The sequence below is a fragment of the Arthrobacter sp. B0316-1-20 genome, from assembly GCF_059091865.1.
Map to the genome: position 1 here is coordinate 134,107 of NZ_JBNHHC010000003.1, position 17,129 is coordinate 151,235.

At 65.2% G+C, this 17,129-nt stretch carries 15 protein-coding genes and 1 tRNA gene; 3 read left to right on the plus strand and 13 right to left on the minus strand.

Annotated elements, in window-relative coordinates; all coding sequences use genetic code 11:
- Nucleotides 1-32 precede the first annotated feature (32 nt).
- Both AC5RW2_RS05845 and AC5RW2_RS05850 read right to left on the minus strand, forming a co-directional pair.
- Complete coding sequence (locus AC5RW2_RS05845; RefSeq protein ID WP_494012380.1) at nt 33-1,526, minus strand: malate:quinone oxidoreductase; 1,494 nt, start codon at nt 1,524-1,526, stop codon at nt 33-35.
- A gap of 175 nt (nt 1,527-1,701) precedes the next feature.
- Nucleotides 1,702-3,381, minus strand: coding sequence for an ABC transporter substrate-binding protein (locus AC5RW2_RS05850; protein ID WP_494012379.1), 1,680 nt, complete (start codon nt 3,379-3,381; stop codon nt 1,702-1,704).
- A 127-nt stretch (nt 3,382-3,508) separates the two neighbouring features.
- Between AC5RW2_RS05850 and AC5RW2_RS05855 the strand changes: the two genes are divergently transcribed.
- Together AC5RW2_RS05855 and AC5RW2_RS05860 are read left to right on the plus strand one after the other, a co-directional pair.
- Nucleotides 3,509-5,239: an ABC transporter ATP-binding protein gene (locus AC5RW2_RS05855; RefSeq protein ID WP_494022862.1), complete on the plus strand. Its 1,731-nt coding sequence runs from the start codon at nt 3,509-3,511 to the stop codon at nt 5,237-5,239.
- Complete coding sequence (locus tag AC5RW2_RS05860) at nt 5,229-5,540, plus strand: hypothetical protein (RefSeq protein ID WP_494000058.1); 312 nt, start codon at nt 5,229-5,231, stop codon at nt 5,538-5,540. Before AC5RW2_RS05855 ends, AC5RW2_RS05860 begins: the two co-directional genes overlap by 11 nt.
- A gap of 13 nt (nt 5,541-5,553) precedes the next feature.
- Here AC5RW2_RS05860 and AC5RW2_RS05865 read toward each other — a convergent pair whose 3' ends face one another.
- The 5 genes from AC5RW2_RS05865 to bcp all read right to left on the minus strand — a co-directional run bounded on the left by AC5RW2_RS05865 (nt 5,554) and on the right by bcp (nt 10,279).
- Nucleotides 5,554-6,519 carry an ABC transporter permease gene (locus AC5RW2_RS05865; RefSeq protein WP_494000057.1) on the minus strand — a complete coding sequence of 322 codons (966 nt, stop codon included), beginning with the start codon at nt 6,517-6,519 and terminating at the stop codon, nt 5,554-5,556.
- Nucleotides 6,520-7,521 (minus strand): ABC transporter permease, encoded by a 1,002-nt coding sequence (locus AC5RW2_RS05870; protein ID WP_493979914.1) that lies wholly within the window; start codon nt 7,519-7,521, stop codon nt 6,520-6,522.
- A 147-nt stretch (nt 7,522-7,668) separates the two neighbouring features.
- The gene (locus AC5RW2_RS05875) at nt 7,669-9,360 is read right to left on the minus strand and encodes an ABC transporter substrate-binding protein (protein WP_494000056.1); all 1,692 of its coding nucleotides are present in this window, start codon (nt 9,358-9,360) and stop codon (nt 7,669-7,671) included.
- A 275-nt stretch (nt 9,361-9,635) separates the two neighbouring features.
- A tRNA-Leu gene (locus AC5RW2_RS05880) sits at nt 9,636-9,720 on the minus strand.
- An 85-nt stretch (nt 9,721-9,805) separates the two neighbouring features.
- Entirely contained in the window at nt 9,806-10,279 is a 474-nt protein-coding gene (bcp, locus tag AC5RW2_RS05885) for a thioredoxin-dependent thiol peroxidase (RefSeq protein WP_494012375.1), read from the minus strand.
- A gap of 89 nt (nt 10,280-10,368) precedes the next feature.
- Between bcp and AC5RW2_RS05890 the strand changes: the two genes are divergently transcribed.
- Entirely contained in the window at nt 10,369-10,851 is a 483-nt protein-coding gene (locus tag AC5RW2_RS05890; RefSeq protein WP_494012374.1) for a MarR family winged helix-turn-helix transcriptional regulator, read from the plus strand.
- Between the two features lie 146 nt (nt 10,852-10,997).
- Here AC5RW2_RS05890 and AC5RW2_RS05895 read toward each other — a convergent pair whose 3' ends face one another.
- The 6 genes from AC5RW2_RS05895 to AC5RW2_RS05920 form a co-directional block, all read right to left on the minus strand.
- Nucleotides 10,998-11,402, minus strand: coding sequence for a GlcG/HbpS family heme-binding protein (locus AC5RW2_RS05895; protein ID WP_494000053.1), 405 nt, complete (start codon nt 11,400-11,402; stop codon nt 10,998-11,000).
- 36 nt (nt 11,403-11,438) lie between these two features.
- A complete protein-coding gene (locus AC5RW2_RS05900; protein WP_494073755.1) occupies nt 11,439-12,473 on the minus strand; it encodes an aldo/keto reductase in 1,035 nt (344 codons plus the stop codon).
- 133 nt (nt 12,474-12,606) lie between these two features.
- Nucleotides 12,607-13,380 (minus strand): cysteine hydrolase family protein, encoded by a 774-nt coding sequence (locus tag AC5RW2_RS05905; RefSeq protein ID WP_494000051.1) that lies wholly within the window; start codon nt 13,378-13,380, stop codon nt 12,607-12,609.
- A gap of 10 nt (nt 13,381-13,390) precedes the next feature.
- A complete protein-coding gene (locus AC5RW2_RS05910) occupies nt 13,391-14,185 on the minus strand; it encodes a gluconate 2-dehydrogenase subunit 3 family protein (RefSeq protein ID WP_494000050.1) in 795 nt (264 codons plus the stop codon).
- Between the two features lie 46 nt (nt 14,186-14,231).
- Complete coding sequence (locus tag AC5RW2_RS05915; RefSeq protein ID WP_494000049.1) at nt 14,232-15,887, minus strand: GMC family oxidoreductase; 1,656 nt, start codon at nt 15,885-15,887, stop codon at nt 14,232-14,234.
- A gap of 37 nt (nt 15,888-15,924) precedes the next feature.
- The gene (locus AC5RW2_RS05920) at nt 15,925-17,109 is read right to left on the minus strand and encodes a sugar ABC transporter substrate-binding protein (RefSeq protein ID WP_494000048.1); all 1,185 of its coding nucleotides are present in this window, start codon (nt 17,107-17,109) and stop codon (nt 15,925-15,927) included.
- Between the last annotated feature and the right edge of the window lie 20 nt (nt 17,110-17,129).

Here is a 17,129-nt window from a genome sequence, read left to right on the forward strand (position 1 = left end):
TTAGTTCAGCGGTCGTACGGGGCGGACAGGGATCATGCCAGTTCGAGTACCCGGTCGGTGTCGGCGGTGATTTCGGCCAACAGCGAGGGGTTCTCGTTCAGGTTCACGCCGTAGCCGGGGAGCATGTCCTTCAGCTTGGGTTCCCAGCTCTTGAACTCCAGCGGGAAGCAGCGTTCCAGCAGGCTGATCATGATCGGCGCTGCGGTGGATGCCCCGGGGGAGGCGCCGAGCAGGGCGGAGATGCTGCCGTCGGCGGACGCGATGACCTCGGTGCCGAACTGCAGGGCGCCGCCCCGCTTCGGGTCCTTCTTGATCACCTGGACACGCTGGCCGGCGGTGATCAGCTCCCACTGGTCGCCGGCGACCTCCGGGTGGAAGGCGCGCAGGGCCTCGTTCTTGCCTTCGCGGGTCTTGAGCACCTCGGTGACCAGGTATTTGACGAGGCCGAAGTTGTCCTTGGCCACGGCCAGCATGGGCACCAGGTTGCCCGGGCGCACGGACGTGGGCAGGTCCAGCAGCGAGCCGGTCTTGAGGAACTTCGGCGAGAAGCCGCCGTACGGGCCGAAGAGCAGGGAGCGCTTGCCGTTGACGAAGCGGGTGTCCAGGTGGGGCACCGACATGGGCGGGGCGCCCACGGAGGCCTGGCCGTAGACCTTGGCGTTGTGGGCGTTGATGACGGTCTCGTCCGTGCAGCGGAGGAACTGTCCGGACACCGGGAAACCGCCGTAGCCCTTGGACTCGGGGATGCCCGAGCGCTGCAGCAGGTGCAGGGCGCCGCCGCCGGCTCCGATGAACACGAAGCGGGCGTTGACCTTGGTTTTTTCGCCGGTGGCGTTGTTCCTGATCTCCAGGGTCCAGCGGCCGTCGGTGTTGCGGGAGACGTCCAGCACCCGGTGGCCGTAGTTCAGTTCCACGCCATGGGCGGTCAGGTAGCCCGCGAGCTTCCGGGTCAGGGAGCCGAAGTCCACGTCAGTGCCGCCGGCGACGCGGGATGCGGCCACGCGCTGCTGCGGATCGCGGCCCCGCATGATCAGCGGCGCCCACTCGTTGATGACGGCGTGGTCTTCGGAGAACTCGATCTGCTCGAACAGCGGTTCCTGCTTCAGCGCTTCGTGGCGGCGCTTGAGGTAGTCAGCATGGTCATCGCCCCAGACAAAGCTCATGTGCGGCAGCGGGTTGACGAATTCCCGGGGCGACGAGATGTGGCCCTCGCGGATCATGTGCGACCAGAACTGGCGCGAGACGTTGAACTTCTCGTTGATGCCCACGGCCTTGGCGGTGGGAACGGAACCGTCCGCCGAGGCGGGCGTGTAGTTCAGCTCGCAGAGCGCGGCGTGTCCGGTGCCGGCATTGTTCCACGGGTCCGAGGCTTCCAGACCGACCTCGTCCAGGTTCTCGAACAGGCTAATGCTCCAGTCCGGCTGCAACTGCTTGATGAAGGAGCCGAGGGTGGTGCTCATGATGCCGCCGCCAATCAGCGCGACGTCGACGTTCTTGGATGATCCCGAGGGAATGTTTGCAGTCAACTTCAATCTCCAATAGCAGCTGTGCCAGCAATTAGAAGCCTAGCGCCCTGCGCCAGCGAGACTAAAATCTGCCGTCTTCGATGTGACCCAGTAGACAGACGCGGCGGGATCTCCAACGTTACAATTTTCCGCCCGAGGCGGCCCGTCACCTACGCACCGGGCGCCGCAGCCGGCGTCAATCCTGCCCCAGCTCGATCTTGTTGTAGACCTCGTCGAGCATCGGGCTGGCCGGGTAGCTCACGACCCGGGGCCCCATGGCCAGGGCGGAGATGGGGAACGCGAGCGGCACCGCGGGGACCGCCCGCGCCAGCTGCTCGTTGATGCTGTAGTAGGCCTGCACGCGGTCTTCGCCCTCGGGGAGGGTCTTGGCACGGGCTATCTTGCTGCGGATCTGCGCGCTGTCGTAGCCGAACTCCATCGACTTGCTGCCGAAGAGCGGGCCCACGAAGTTGTCCGGGTCGCGGTAGCTGCCGCTCATGCCGGACAGGTGGAGGGCATGATCGGTGGAGCCCTGGATCGTGTCGAGGTAGCCCTCGTCCCAGGGAATGGGCACCGGCTTGATATTGATTCCGACGGCGGTGAGCTGGCGGCTCAGCTCCGCGTACACCTTTTCGGGGGTCGGCAGGTAGGCCCGCGTGACGCCCAGCGGATAGTAGAAGGTGAGTTCGGCGCCGTCGTACCGGGCGTCGGCCAGCAGTTCGCGCGAACGCTCCGGATTGTATGCGTAGTAGGGGATGGTCTCATTCGTCACGCCCAGGCTGCGCGGGATGAACTGCATGGCCTCCTTGGTGCCCTGCAGGAAGAAGCTGTCGATCAGCGCCTGCCGGTCGATCGCGTGGGCGATGGCCTGGCGCATGGTGATGTCGTCCAGCCCGTCGGCCGCCTGGTTCATGCCGAGGTAGACCACGGAGAACGGGTCACGCTGCAACACCTGCATGCCGGCCCGCGCCAGATCCGCGTACGTGGCCGGGGTGACCAGGTCGTAGCCGTCGATGTCCCCGGCTTCCAAGGCGCGCAACCGCGTCATCGGATGCGGGAGCGCCTTGAACACCACGGTGCGCACGTCGCCGGCGGCACCCCAGTAGCCCGGGTAGGCGGAGAGCACCACGCGGTCCCGTTCCCAGTTGGCGAACGTGAACGGGCCGGTCCCCACCGGGGCCAAGCCGTAGCGGGATACCTTGTGGCCGCCGCGGTCCTCCGTCAGCCGGTCGGCCGCCCCGGCCTTCAGCGCCGCCGGAGAGGAGATGGCAAAGGCCGGCATGGCCAGCGATGCGACCAGGCCGGTGAACCGGCGGGTCAGGTTCAGCTGCACTTCCAGCGGGCCCAGCACCTCGCAGCTGTGGTAGAGCGATTCGTCCTCGTCCTCGGCGAACGCGCCGAAGACCGACCGGAAGGCCAGCCCGCCTTCCACCGGCCGGGCGTCGCCGGGGAGCCGGTACCAGCGTTCGAAATTGGCGCGGACCGCTTCGGCATCGAACGCCGTTCCGTCATGGAAGGTGACACCCGGGCGCAGCCGGAAGCGGTAGGAACGGCCGTCGTCCGCTTCGCTCCATTCGGAGGCCAGCCGCGGCGCCGGAACGCCCGTCGCCGGGTCCACCCCGACGAGTGTTTCGAGGATCTGCCGGGTCACCCGGTAGGACTCGGTATCCAGTGCCAGCGCCGGATCAAGGGTCACCGGGGCGGCGGCAATGCCCATGGTGAAGGTGGTGTCCGCGGGCGAGGCCGTCGGCGGCTCGCTGGCCGGGGCGGTTGACGGGGCGGGCCTGCCCGGTTCGGGGGTGCAGCCGGTGAGCAACACAGCCGCTGCCGCTGCGCCTGCCTTCAGCACGGTGCGGCGCGCGGTGGGTGGTGTCACGCTTCAGGCTCCTCGGGGCAGGCGGGGATGATCCTCAAGTCTAATCGACTCCCGTCCTCGACCCCGCGCGGCGAATTCCCGATGAGAGATAGGCCACATCCGCGCGTCTTTGGGGCAGGATGGGACCATGACCGAACATGCCGACGACGCGGCCCTGCTCGAGGTACGGGACCTGGCCGTTGCTTTCCGCACCACCTACGGGCAAGTCTCTGCGGTGGAGGGCGCCTCGCTGCGCCTGGAACCGGGCAAGACCCTGGCGATCGTGGGTGAATCCGGATCCGGGAAGTCCACCACGGCGATGGCCGTGATCGGGTTGCTGCCGGATAACGGACGGGTGACCGCCGGGAGCATCCGCTTCGACGGCCAGGAGCTCGTGGGGATGCCGGAGCATCGGATGCGCACGATCCGGGGCCGCCAGATTGGCCTGGTCCCGCAGGACCCGATGTCCAACCTGAATCCGGTCACCAGGATCGGCTCGCAGGTGGCGGAGACCCTGCTGGTTCACGGCATGGCGACCAGGCGGGACGTGGACCGGAAGGTTGTGGAGGTCCTGGAGGCTGCCGGACTGCCTAACGCCAGGGAACGCGCCAAGCAGTACCCGCATGAGTTTTCCGGCGGGATGCGCCAGCGCGCCCTGATCGCCATCGGCCTGGCCTGCCAGCCGCGGCTGCTGATCGCCGACGAGCCGACGTCGGCGCTGGATGTGACGGTGCAGCGCACCATCCTGGACCAGATCGAGTCGATGACCCATGAATTGGGGACGGCGGTGCTGCTCATTACCCACGACCTGGGGCTGGCGGCCGAACGGGCGTCGGAACTGGTGGTGATGCACCGCGGCAAGGTGGTGGAGACCGGGCCGGCACGGCAGCTGCTGGAGGATCCGCAGCACCCCTACACCCGGGCGCTGGTGAAGGCGGCGCCCAGCGTCGCCGCCGTGCGCCTGATGCCGGGGGCGTTCACCGGCAACGCGGCGGTGCGGGCCGAACGGGCGGAGCAGGTCTTCCAGGAACACGTCACCGAGGCTCCCGCGGCCGCCGAGGCGCAGAAGACGGACAACATCGTGGAACTGCGCGACCTGACCAAGGTGTACAAGATCCGCGGGCAGGCCGAGGACTTTTACGCGGCGAAGAACGTGACGCTCGACATCCCGCGCGGACACACGGTCGCTATCGTCGGGGAATCGGGCTCCGGCAAGACCACTACCGCCCGGATGCTGCTGAAGCTGATCGAACCGACCAGCGGCACCATGACCTTCGACGGAATGGATGTGGCCAACCTGACCAAGGCGCAGCTGCGGGACTTCCGCCAGCGGGTGCAGCCAGTGTTCCAGGATCCGTATTCGTCCCTGAACCCGATGTTCACCATCGAGCGGATTGTCGAGGAGCCGCTGTCCACCTACAACCGCGGCAGCGCGAGGGAACGCTCGGTCCGCGTGCGCGAGCTGATGGACGAGGTGGCGCTGCCGCAGAACATGCTGCGGCGCTACCCGTCCGAACTCTCCGGCGGCCAGCGCCAACGCGTGGCGATTGCCCGCGCCCTGGCCCTGAAGCCCGAGCTGATCATCTGCGACGAGCCCGTCTCCGCGCTGGATGTGCTGGTGCAGGCGCAGATCCTGAAGCTGCTGGGCGACCTGCAGGCGGAGCTGGGCCTGAGCTACCTCTTCATCTCCCATGACCTGGCCGTGGTGCGGCTGATCTCGGACTACGTCTGCGTGATGAAGGACGGCGAACTGGTGGAGGCGGCCAGCTCGGAGGAAGTGTTCACCAACCCGCGGCACCCCTACACGCGGCGCCTGCTGGCGTCCATACCGGGCAACGAACTGGACATCCAGGCGGAGGATCCGGAGATTGCGTCCTGAGGATACCGGGCCCGGGGCCGTCCCGGAGCCCGACGACCACCGGCCGGAAGGCTTCGGCTTCCGGACCGGGGTGCGCAGCGCCGCGGTGGCCATCGGCTTCGCGGTCTTCGTGCTGGTGATCGGCACGGTGCTGCTGGCGGTCGGGGCCGTCATCTTCATCGGCGAGGGCAGGTGGGGCGCCCTCTGGTGGCTGGCGGCGCTGGAAGTGCTGTTCATCGCCGGCTTCGCCGCCATGATGCACATGGCCCGCCAGCGACGGCGCCAGGACGGCGGAGCCCCGCCGGCCACCCTGGCCGGCTGATCGGCAGCTGCCGCTACTTGGCCCGCGTCTTGGGATCCAGCGCTTCCCGCAGGGACTCGCCCAGCAGCGTGAAGCCCAACGCGGTGACGGCGATGCACAGGCCGGGCAGGAACGCCAGCTGCGGCGCGATGCCCAGTTCTGCCTGGGCGTAGGTGAGCATGCGGCCCCACTCGGCGGTCTGCGGGCGCCCGCCGCCCAGGCCGAGGAAGGAAAGCGCCGCGGCGTCGATGACGGCGGTGGCCAGCGTCAGCGTGGCCTGCACGATGACCGGACCCACACTGTTGGGCAGCTGGTGGCTCATGATGATGGTGCCCCGGCTCAGGCCCAGCGTCTGCGCCGCCAGCATGTAGTCCGCACTGCGTTGCGAGATCATCGACGACCGCAGCAGCCGCGCGAAGATCGGCAGCTGGGCCACGCCGATGGCGATCATCACCGCGTACGCCCCCTGCCCCAGGATGGCCGCGATGGATACCGCCAGCAGCAGGTTCGGCACGGAGAGCAGGATGTCGACGCCGCGCATGATCACGCTGTCGATCCAGCCGCCGAAGCCGCCGGCGAGGATGCCCAGCAGCATGCCCCCGGCCAGCCCCATCGCGGTTGAGACGACGCCGATCAACAGCGAGGCCTGCGCGCCCCAGATGAGTTTGCTGAACAGGTCCCCGCCGAAACGGTCCAGCCCCAGCGGAAATCCTTCCACCTCGCCGAAGCCGGGAATGTGCGTGGGTGTGATGTACGTGCGGCCGGGCAGATCCTGGCCGCCATAGGGTGCCAGCACCGGCGCCAGCACGGCGGTCAGCACGAACAGGCCCACGATGACGGCGCCGGTGATGGCCTGCGGATTCCGACGGAGCCGCCGGAACGCGTCCTTCCACAGGCTGGTGCCGCCGGGCCCGGTGCCGGCGGGAGCGCCGGGTGCACCCGGTGGCTCCGGGGTGGTGCGGATGTCGCCGCCTGACTGCGGCGGAAGCGTTGTGCTCATTTAAACACGCACCCTCGGGTCGATGATGCTGTAGGAAACGTCCACGACCAGGTTGATCAGCGAATACAGCACGGCGATGAAGATGATGAACCCCTGCAGGACGGGGTAGTCCAGGTTGAAAATGGCGTCGCGCAGGAACCGCCCGATGCCGTTGAAGGCGAAGACCGTCTCGGTCAGCACGGCCCCGGAAATCAGCAGCCCCAGCTGCAGGCCGATGGTGGTGGTGACCGGCAGCATCGCGTTGCGCAGGATGAACCGGTTGCGGATGGTCTTCTGCAGCAGGCCCTTGGCGCGGGCGGTGCGCACGTAGTCAGCATTCTGCACCTCGAGGACAGACGCCCGGGTGATGCGCACGATGATGGCCAGCGGGATGGTGCCCAGCGCGATCCCGGGCAGCGCCAGGTGCAGCAGCGCATCCCAGGCGGCATCCCATTCGCGGGTGAGCAAACCGTCGAGCACATAGAAGTCGGTGACGTGCGTGGCGTTGATCCTGGGGTTCTGCCGGCCGTCGGTAGGGAACCACGGCAGCTGGATGGCGAACAACCACTTGAGGATGAAGGCCAGGAAGAAGACCGGGACGGTGATCCCCACCAGCGACAGCACGACGGAGGAGTGGTCGGGCCACTTGCCGTAGTACCTCGCGGCCTGGTAGCCCAGCGGAATGCCGATGCCGACGGCGATGATGAGGGCGACGATCGTCAGCTCCACCGTCGCCGGGAAACGGGTGGCGAACTCCGTCAGCACGGGCCGGCCGGTGAGGATCGAGGTGCCGAAATCGCCCTGGAGCAGCTTGCCCATGTAGACGAAGTACTGCTCGATCAGGGGCCGGTCGAAGCCGTAGAGTTCGTTGATCCGTGCCACCGCCTCGGGTGTGGCACGGTCGCCGAGCAGCGCCGTGGCGGGCCCGCCGGGCAGGCTGCGGACCCACAGGAACAGCAGCAGGGAAAGCCCGAAGAGCGTCGGGATGAGCAGCGCGATGCGCTTGATAATGACTCTGAGCACAGCGTCCTTCCGGATCCCGGTCCCGGCGTTGCGCCGGATGCGGTGGAAATTGCCTCTTCGGCGGCAGGCCCGGCGCCGCCCGCTCGTAGTTTGGGCCGGGGGCCTGCCTGCCGGGATCCGCGGTATGCGGACCCCGGCAGGACGGGGTTACTCGCTGAGCTCGATGGCGTTGAACACCTCGTCGTTCACCGGGCTGGCCGGGTAGGAGGTAACCCGCGGGGCGAACGCGAGCGACGGCGCCGGGTGTGCCAGCGGGATCGCCGGGAGGTACTGCGCGATGTCCTCGTTGATCTCCTCGTACAGCGGCGTCGCCTCTTCGATGCTGCTGGTCTCACGTGCCTTGGACAGCTTGCCGAAGAGCTCCTTGTTGTTGAAGCCGAACTCCGGCTTCTCCTGGCCGAAGAAAACCCCGACAAAGTTGTCGGTGTCGTTGTAGTCGCCGGTCCAGCCGAGCAAGTGGATGTCGTGGTCGGCGCTGGCCTGGATGCGGTCCAGGTAGTCCGGGGACCACTTGTCCGGCTGGGCCTCGATGGTGATGCCGACCTCCTCGAGCTGGGCGCTCAGGTTGGTGAACACCTGTTCCGGCGTCGGCATGTACGGCCGGGACACCCCGGTCGGGTAGTTGAACATCAGCTCCAGGCCGTCGCCGTAGCCGGCCTCTTTGAGCAGCGCCCGCGCCTTCTCCGGGTCGTACTCGTAGGTGGTGACGTCGTCGTTGTAACCGTTGACCGTGTCCGGAACGAATTGCGTGGCGACCTTGGTGCCCTCGGGCAGCGTCTGGCGGACCAGCGCGTCCTTGTCGATCGCGTGGGCGATCGCCTGCCGGACCTTGAGGTCCTTCAGCGCCTCCTGCTCCTGGTTCATGCCCAGGTACAGAATGGTGAAGGGATCGCGTGCAATGACGTTGAATCCGGCGTCGGCCAGCGACTGCGTGTCGGCCGGCGCCACCAGGTCGTAGCCGTCGATGTCCCCGGCCTCCAGCGCCTGCCGGCGGGCATTGGGGTCTTCGATAATGCGGAAGATGATCTCCTGGACCTGGCCCTGTTCGCCCCAGTAGCCGTCGAAGGCGGACAGCTGCAGGGACTCGCCGACCGACCAGCTGTCGAACTTGAACGGGCCGGTCCCCACCGGGTGGCCCATGGCATATTCGCTCAGCTCCGGCGCCTCCTCCGAACCCCCGACGTCGTCGGCTTTGAACTTCTCCAGGGCGGTGGGGCTCTGCATCGCGAAAGCCGGCAGCGACAACGCCGGAATGAAACCGGCGAAGGGCTGGGCCAGGTTCACCGTCACCTCGGTGTCACTGACCGCCTCGCAGGAGTCGTAGACTGCGGTCTCGGGGGAGTCCGAGTAGCCGCGGAACAGCGAGCCGTAGTAGTAACTCACCGACTGGGACTGCTGGATCCCCTCGAAGTTGTACCAGCGGTCGAAGTTGAAGCAGACGGCATCGGCATTGAAGTCGGTGTCGTCGTGGAACTTCACGCCCTCCTTGAGCTGGAAGGTGTAGGAGAGCCCGTCGTCGGACATCTCCCAGGATTCAGCCAGCAAGGGTTCAGGGTCCGGCGTTCCTTCTTTGACGCCGACCAAGCCCTCGAAGATCTGGCGGCTGACGCGGAAGGACTCGCCGTCGCTGGCGAAGGCCGGATCCAGCGACTTGGGATCCGACGACGCGGCGAACACGAAGGTCGGATTGACTCCCTCCGTCTCGCCCTGTGCTCCGCCGCCGCGCTCGCTCTCGGCACAGCCGGACAGGACGAGTGCGCCGGCGGCCAAGCCGGCAATGACCGCTCCGGCGCGCCGGCCGCTTCGCTGGCCTCCGGAAAAGATGTCAGTAAATGACATGGACTGCTCCTCGGGGACGTGAGGTGTGACGCCGACTTTGTGTACGGCAGCCGGCGGAGGCGCGGTGGCGCGTCCGCTTGATGAGAGCTTAGTCACATGTCTGATTGAAAGCATCGGTTTCAGGTTCGGCGGTTGGGCCAAAACCATCACAATTTGGTGACGAGTCCCGTGCCTGATGGCGCGACGACGGAGGTGGAGGCCTCCGGGCCCCTGGGCCCGGAGCGGGCCGTGGAACGCCAGGAGCCCCGCAACGTACGTGGCGGGGCTCCTGGTGATGGTGCGCAAGGCGGGACTTGAACCCGCACGTCCGAGGACACTGGAACCTAAATCCAGCGCGTCTACCAATTCCGCCACTCGCGCATGCATTCCGGGCATGCCGGAACAGGAATCAGTCTACCGGCACGGCGGCACTCGTCTGGCGGGGACTTGTGCCTCGCGCAGACACCTAATTGTCCAGGCCGAGGTCGCGGCGCAGCTTGGCCACGTGGCCGGTGGCCCGGACGTTGTACTGGGCCAGCGCCACCTTGCCCTCGGGATCCACCACGACCGTGGAACGGATCAAACCCTCGTAGACCTTGCCGTAGTTCTTCTTTTCGCCCCAGGCCGCGTACGCCTCGGCTACGGCATGGTCTTCGTCTGAGAGCAACGGAAAGTTCAGTTCTTCCGTCTCCGCGAACTTCACCAGCTTCGGCAGCGGATCGGGGGAGACTCCCAGCACCGCGTATCCGGCGCCCTTCAACGAGTCGAGGCTGTCGCGGAAGTCGCAGGCCTGCTTGGTGCAGCCCGGTGTCGAAGCTGCGGGATAGAAGTAAACCACAACGTTTTGGCCACGATAATCGGCCAGCGAGACGGTGTTGCCCGCCGAGTCCTGCAGCGTGAAATCCGGCGCGGTGTCGCCGGTCGACAGTCGTTCGGCCATGGGGCAGCTCCTTAGGGATCCGGGGTTTCACACCAGCATAGCCAAGACAGTCCTCCGGCCGTTCCGACTACGTACGTATACTTGAGTGCATGCCGGATTTGAAGAATTGGCCGATGCCACGGTTGCTCTCCACCGCCGCCCGGCTCGTCGAGCACGAATGGAACGACAAACTGGCCGGCCTTGGCCTGACCCACGCCGGCGTCATTGCCCTTGAGGTGCTGGCCGCCGAAGGGGAAATGACGCAGGCGCAGCTGGCGACCCGCGTCCGGGTGCAGGCACAGACCATGGGCAAGACCCTGGGCAGGCTGGAGGTCCACGGGCACATCATCCGTGCCCGCAGCGATGTGGACCGCCGGCGGCAGATCGTGCAGATAACCGACGAGGGCAAGCGGGCCCTCAAGCATGCCGCCGAACTGGAGCGGCTGCTCAGCAGCGGCAGCGGCGACCAGATGGATGAGCTCAAGGAGCGGCTGACGGTGATCATCCGCAGGCTGGGCAACAGCCGCTTCGGTATCGGCGCGGTGGAAACCATCGACATCGCCGAGATCGACGGCTACGAGGACGGCGACTGACCCGCCGGCGTCCCGGTCGGCCGGAACCCGGCATCCTCAAGGCGTAGCCGGCGCTGCACCAGGCGCTCCCTTGCTGCCAACCGGACGCGGCAGCGTAGGGCCATGGAAAACGCTGCCCCCTTCGGCAGAGGAGAGTCGCAGCGGGTTTAGGGAATGGTGCGGGGTGCAGTAAGAGCGGTCTTGAGGATATGAATGTCTTGTTCAGTCGTTCCTCCCGAGATCCCGACACCGACTCTTTCGCCTCGTTGGAGCTGTACAGGTGCCCCACCGCCGAAGGCGATGAGTTTGCTGCCCGAGTTCACGGCCAGGCCGTAAAGGGGCTGCCCTGGTTGTACTTGCGACGTGAGTTCTTCTGTTTCCACGTTGAACGAGGCGGCTGTGTAGGCCTTGCGGAAGGCCATGTCCAAAGAGTGGAGGGGTGCGCCGTCCATGCGATGGAGAAGCACCGGGTTGCCGTGGATGTCAACGACACTGACGACGATGCGGATTGCCAGTTGTTCGGCTGCTTCTTCGGCGATGGCGGCGATCTTGATGACTTCCTGCAGCATCATGGGGGCCTTCCTGGATTTGCTGATCCTTAGTCGTCCTCATGGGGAGGTTCCGGGTGTGGGGGAGGCGGAGCTGATGAGTTGCCGGTGCTTCAGTTCCTGCCACACCTCGACGGGGATCCGCTGACTCAGCCAATGGTAGTTCTGCTCTTGTTGCATGATGGTGCGGGCGCCGAGGCAGACGTTGGTGACGGCGGGGTGGGCGGCGCCAAATTGCAATGCCACCGCGCCCAGAGGCACTCCGTGGCGGTCGGCTACCTCATGGTAAGGACGGATCTCGCTGAGGGTTTCACGCGTTGCCGGAGCGTAGTCCATGCGGGCTCCGGGTTTAGGGCCGGTGGCTAAGATGCCCGATCCAAAGATTCTGCCGTTGATGACGGCGATCCCGCGTCGCAGGCAGAGTGGGAGAAGCTCGTCCTGCGCCTCGGTGTTCAGTAGGTTGTAAGTACCGGCGATCAGAATGCAGTCAATGTCGGCTGATTCTGCCGCTGCCATGCAGACATCGACCTCGTTGACGCCTATGCCCACGGCCCGCACTACCTTTTGGTCCCGCAGGGATAACAAGGCTTTGAACGCGCCGTTTAGGGCTTCCTGAAATCGGCGGGGTTGGTCGGCGCCGTGAGTCCAACGGTCCGTGTCGTGAACCAGGAGCACGTCGAAGTAATCCGTCCCCATCCGCTGCATGCTGTCTTCGACCTGGCGCATCACACCGTCGTAGGAGTAGTCGTATTCGATGCGGAACGGCGGGGTGTTGCACCAGGGGGCGGTACTGAAGGTCCCCGGGCTTGCGGGTTTTAGGGTTCGCCCGACTTTTGTGGCCAAGACGAACGTTTCTCTGTCCTCATCGGCGAGGACATCGGCCAGCCGGTATTCGGCAAGGCCATGGCCGTACATGGGTGCAGTATCGAAGAACCGGACGCCCGCGTCCCAGGCATGACGTACCAGTGCCCGGGCATCCTCTGTAGGTATGGGGGTGCGCATGTTTCCAAGAGCCACTGAACCGAATCCGGCAAGTGTGCAAGACCAGTCGAGCCGCCCGAACCTGCGCCGTTGCGTGGGAGCGTACGGTGCCATGGGTGTCTTCCTCAAGGTGGATCAACGTGCTGGGTGCCCGGGGAGGTGGTGCCGCGTCGTTGGCCGTGGGGAACCTTCACCGGTTCCTTCGGCGGCCCATTTCATAACGGTCCCACCTCCCCTGTACCGCGGTTTAGCGGGCTGAGGCGTCTGCACTTACTGAGGCTTCCTGTCCCGCCGCCTGGGATGAGCGTTCGACGAGGGCCGCGAACTCGTCGCTGGACATCACGTCCGCGTACTGAGCCTGGATGTTGCGCAGGGATTCCCAGTACTGCCCGTATCCTTCGGGTGTTTCGTGGTCGAACTCGGGGTTGCGGCCGTGGGTGTTGAGGGGAATGGCCGTGCCGGTATCGGCCACGACGATCACTTTGTATCCCCTGTCGAAACCGTCGCGTGCCGTGGTCGGTACGCAGTTGGCGGTCGAGGAGCCCACGATCACGAGGTACTCGGCGCCGTCCTGCTGGAGGTACTCGTTGAAGGCCGTTCCGTAGAAGCTGCTGTTGCGGTGCTTTTGGAAGACCGGTTCGCCCTTTTGCGGTTCGAAACCTTTGCAGAGTGCGCCGTTCCACGTCCCGTGGTTGAAGGGCGAATCGGACTCTCTCCAGGACGGGTACTTCAGCCCCCAGATGCCGATGTCGTAGCCTTCGGGGTGCATGCCCCACATGGACCAGACGACCTTGATTCCCTTTTCGCGTGCGAGTTCGATCATTCTCTTGGCCGGCCCGAGGGATTCCTGCCCGGAGGGCGCTCCACCGACGCTCTGAATGTAGTCTGCCCCCTCCGGATCGAGGCAGAGATTTTGGATGTCGAGCGCATGGACCACGGTCTTGCTTAGATCTATGGTCTCGGGGATGAAGGTGTAGGAACGGTCGACGTATTTGTTGAGCTTGTCTTCGTAGGCGGTCATTGTCTTTCCTTTACTTACTGGATTCCTCGGTACGGTCCGATGAAGCTGAAGCCGCCTCGGCGGCTTGGCTACCGGCAGGGTCTTCGCCACCGTCAGTCACGTCTTGTTCCGGGCCGTGCTTGAAGCCCGGGACCAGTTCCTCCCAGTCGTATTCCTGGATGAAGTACTCGGCCGTGCTGTAGGTGCCGTCCATGGTGTCGCGCAGGTTTTTTGGCCCGTCGAAACCGACCATTTTCCAACCCATCTGGTCCTTGTTTCCGCCGTAAACCGGGTCGGCATAGAAACCTTGGCGGACATGCAGGCACAGGGTGTCAAAGAAACTTTTGTCTTCATCGGTGTTTCCCTGAAGCCGCGAGTAGTACACCTCCATCGAGGTCAGCGAGACCGGCACCGGTTTGGGAGCGCCGCTGACCTGTTCCAGCACCTGGTCTTGGACTTCTTCGGTCGCGTCCTTGAAGGACTCCGCCCGCAACTCGCGCGACCGGCGGTCGAGTTCATGGACCCCTTCGCGGTAGAGCCGCTGCAGGTCGGCGATGCGTGCCCGGGCGGATCGTGCTTCCGGACCGGCCAGGGCCAGGAAGCCGGTCCCGTCAGCCGCCGCATAGAGGTAGTCGATGCCTGAGAGGTAGCGGTCGATGAAGACGATCACCCTCGCCTCGCGTGCCCCTGGATCATGGTCGGTGGGCATGACGCGTGCGCCGGCGGCTTCTATGGTTTCCCACTCGTGGTCGGTGAAGAACAGTTTTTCGTCCGAGTCGGGGTCGATGTGGATCGGGACGATTTCCCAGTCGGCTTTCGAAACCATCGTGTCTTCCTTTCTGCGATTCTCTAACGCGCGGCAGTTACAGCCGCTAGCTGCGGCCCTTGAGGTAGGTGCCGGCGATGTAGTCTGCGCAGCGCCAGGAGTGGGCCATGATCGTGAGCGTGGGGTTGACGCCCATGGCGGTGGGGAAGCCCGCGCCGTCAAGCACGAAGACGTTGTCCACCGAGTGAGCCTGGCCCCATCCGTTCAGCACCGACTTGCCGGGGTCGGTTCCCATTCGGACCGTGCCCTGCTGGTGGCAGGCGTTGCCGGTGAATTCGTCTCCCAGGTAAACGGGGGTGGTTTTCGTTGCCCCGGCCGCCTGGAGGATTTCCACGTTTTTGTCGATCTGCCATTTGCTCATGGCGATGTCGTTGGCGTGGGGCTTGTTCGTGATCCGCGCTACGGGCAGGCCCCAGGCATCCTTGATGTTGGGGTCGAGGTCGACCCGGTTGGTCTCCTGGGGCATGTCCTGGAGGATGAACCCAATCTTCATGGAGTAGTCGAAGTAATTTCGGTCGGCGTCCTTCATGGCTTGGCCCCAGGTCGGGCGGCCGGGCATGATCGCGTTGATGGCCTGTCCGATCTGCGTGGTGGCGATGATGCCGCCGCCGATGTGGCCCCTGCTTTCGTCCGTCTCGTAAAAATGCGTGGAGCCGCCGCTTTGGTAGTTTCCCGTCCAGCCGCGCAGCGGTTCCTCGATGTCCTTGTCGAACAGTCCGACCGCGAAAATGTATTCGTGGAAGGTGGCGTTCTTGCCGACAAGGCCGGAATCGTTCGCGAGACCTTCGGGGAACCGGTTCGACGTGGACAGCAGCATGAGCCGCGCCGACTCGATGGCGCCGAGCGCCAAGACAACTACGGCGGCGTCCTGTTCCACCTCACGGCCCTCGGGGTCGATGTAGACGACGCCGGTGGCCCGGCCGTCCTTGCCCAGTTTGACTTCCCTGACGTAACTGTCGGCCCGTACTTCCAGGTTGCCGGTGGCGAGGGCTTCGGGGATGTACGTCGTCGCCACGCTGGACCGGGTTTGGGTGGGGTCACCGTACTGGTTCCAGAAACTGGTCCGGTTCACCGCCGCCCTGCCCAGGGCGTTGCCTTCGGTCAGGTGGGACATCGGCAGCGGGAAGGAATTGATGCCCAGCTTGTTGGAGCCCTCATAGAATTTCTTGCCGAACCGGGTCGGAGGCAACGGCCCGCTGGGGTACGGCTTGCTGCGGAAGCCTTCCCCCCGGTCGGCACCGGTAAGGCCCGAGATGCCGTAGCTCCATTCAACCTTGGTGAGGTATGGTTCCAGGTCCTCGTAGCGGTAGGGCCAGTCGGCCAGGCTCGCGCCTTCCAGATCCCCGTGGAGGGAGTGGAAAATGAAGTCCGATTCCCTCGGCCGGGGCATCCAGCCGGCCATGTGGCTCGTTCCGCCGCCGACGTTTGAGGGCACGGGGGAGAAATTGAAGATCCGGGCTTCCGAGTTTTCGTCCCGGCGCACCGTCCTGGGCATCAGCTTCACGTCCGGCCACAGGTAGCTGCGGTTCTGGAACTTCAGTTCGTCGCCGGAGTAGTGTTCCTCCGGGCGCAGCCACGGGCCCTTGTCGAATCCAACAACTTTGTAGCCGGCTTCGCTGAGAACCTTGACGGCGGGCCCGCCCCCCGCTCCCAGTCCGACGACGACGACGTCCACCGGGTCCATTTTTCGATTGCTGCTCACAGTAGAACCTCTCAGTTCGGTCGTTGTTGGGGAAGGCCTAGTAACTTCCCTCGCCCTGCTGGCTTTCCTGCAGGACGGCTTGGTGCCACTCGACGTTCGTCTTGTCGACGACATCGGTCGGGATGCGGACGAACTGGTTTACTTCCATGCCCAGAAGCTCATGCGCGAAAAGGGTTTCGATCATGCTGTGGCCCATTTCGACGCTGTTCACATCGACGGTGGCGGTGAGTTTGCCGGCTTTGATGGAGTCCATCCCCGAAATCAGGCCGTCAGCACCGATGGTGATGATGCCTTCCTGCCCGTCCCAATGCTTGAGACCGCGTGCGTCGATGGCCTGGGACGCGCCGAGCGCCATGTCTTCGTTTTCACCGTAGATCGCGTTGACATCGGGGTTTTTGGTCAGCAGGTCCTGTGCGGCCCGGAGACCTTTGTCCCGTACGTAGCCGCCGTCGGCCTGTCCGACGATCTCGATGCCGGGGTACTCCGAGATGGCTTTCTTGAAGCCCTGCTGGCGCAGCTTGGTCCAGTCCGATCCGGAGGGCCCCATGATCTGGATGACCTTGCCTTTGCCCTTGAGTTGGTCGCCGATGTATTGCCCGGCGATGTAGCCGGACTGCCAGCGGTCGTCATAACCGATGTTCGAGACGGTGTTAAGACCTCCGGTGGGGTCCTCGGCTTGGGAAGGATTGGCCAGTTCTTCAGTGGAGTTGAACTGGTAGAAGTCGACGCCCTCTTCCTGTCCGCGGCCGTACAGTTCCTGCATGGTCGCGGCGTTGGCGGCAGAGCAGACGAAGACCGCATCGAAGTCCCGGGCGATATACCCCTGGACAATGCCAAGGGTTTCCGTGCCTGAATGGGCGTCGTTGAGGGCGCCCTGCCGCTCCCAGGTCCATTTCACACCGAACCGGTCCTCGTATTCCTTCATCTTGTTGAAGGCCGCTTTTTCGACCTGGGTGTAGAACTCGGAGAGGATCGGGGGAGCAAAGCCGACTTTGATTTCACGGCCGTCCACTATTTCGCGGATGGCGGCATCGGCGGCCGAGTCCGGGTTGACCGCGGCACCGGCGCCTCCGCCCCCGCCTCCACCGGTGCCGGTCGGCGTCTCGACCGTGGTGCAGCCGGTCAGGATGAGGGCTGCCGCGACTGCTCCGGAGGCGAGGGCGCTGCGGGTCCGGGCGTACCGACGGCGGCCTGCGGGCCCGGTGGTGTCAGTTGTGGACATTGTCTTGCCTTTCATTTTTG

Bases quoted from the DNA above. Each gene is read 5' to 3' on its own strand.
- AC5RW2_RS05890 (WP_494012374.1), top strand. From the start codon at position 10,369: ATGCCGGATTTGAAGAATTGGCCGATGCCACGGTTGCTCTCCACCGCC.
- AC5RW2_RS05865 (WP_494000057.1), bottom strand. From the start codon at position 6,519: ATGAGCACAACGCTTCCGCCGCAGTCAGGCGGCGACATCCGCACCACC.
- AC5RW2_RS05895 (WP_494000053.1), bottom strand. From the start codon at position 11,402: ATGATGCTGCAGGAAGTCATCAAGATCGCCGCCATCGCCGAAGAAGCA.
- AC5RW2_RS05905 (WP_494000051.1), bottom strand. From the start codon at position 13,380: ATGACCGCCTACGAAGACAAGCTCAACAAATACGTCGACCGTTCCTAC.
- AC5RW2_RS05920 (WP_494000048.1), bottom strand. From the start codon at position 17,109: ATGTCCACAACTGACACCACCGGGCCCGCAGGCCGCCGTCGGTACGCC.
- AC5RW2_RS05875 (WP_494000056.1), bottom strand. From the start codon at position 9,360: ATGTCATTTACTGACATCTTTTCCGGAGGCCAGCGAAGCGGCCGGCGC.
- AC5RW2_RS05900 (WP_494073755.1), bottom strand. From the start codon at position 12,473: ATGGCACCGTACGCTCCCACGCAACGGCGCAGGTTCGGGCGGCTCGAC.
- AC5RW2_RS05855 (WP_494022862.1), top strand. From the start codon at position 3,509: ATGACCGAACATGCCGACGACGCGGCCCTGCTCGAGGTACGGGACCTG.
- bcp (WP_494012375.1), bottom strand. From the start codon at position 10,279: ATGGCCGAACGACTGTCGACCGGCGACACCGCGCCGGATTTCACGCTG.
- AC5RW2_RS05910 (WP_494000050.1), bottom strand. From the start codon at position 14,185: ATGGTTTCGAAAGCCGACTGGGAAATCGTCCCGATCCACATCGACCCC.